Source organism: Neisseria sp. HMSC065C04, assembly GCF_001815375.1.
GTDB lineage: Bacteria > Pseudomonadota > Gammaproteobacteria > Burkholderiales > Neisseriaceae > Neisseria > Neisseria flavescens_D.
This window is the reverse complement of record NZ_KV820403.1, coordinates 1-356: the sequence shown is the minus strand read 5'-3', so window position 1 is coordinate 356 and position 356 is coordinate 1. Positions and strand designations below refer to the sequence as shown.

Sequence of the window (356 nt, the reverse complement as noted above, 5' to 3'; positions counted from 1 at the left end):
TGGGGCCTTCATCCCAAAACAACCGACGAAGCCCAAGTTCAGACGACCCTGTTGAACGAAGCCAACCTCTGCCGTCAAACCGTCGCCAACGGTAGCGGCAACGTCGTCTCCATGACGCCGATGAAGGTGTTCCAAACCGATGTCTCCTTCCCCGAAGCACCCGACGGCTGGCTGGTACTTTCCATGGAACACAGCGGCAGCCGCGATACCGCCTACAGCCATACCTTTACCGCCATCTCCGCCCAACTCACCTACCGTCCCGAACGCACCACCCCGCGTCCGCATATCGACGGTACCTTGCCGGCACGGGTCACTGCGGCGGAGAACTGCACCTACGCCTATATCGACGATATGGG

At 60.4% G+C, this 356-nt stretch carries 1 protein-coding gene; it reads left to right on the top strand.

Annotated features, from left to right (window positions below; all coding sequences use genetic code 11):
• A partial coding sequence (locus HMPREF3022_RS11685) for a hypothetical protein (protein WP_210399653.1) occupies positions 1–356 on the top strand: 356 nt, incomplete at both ends.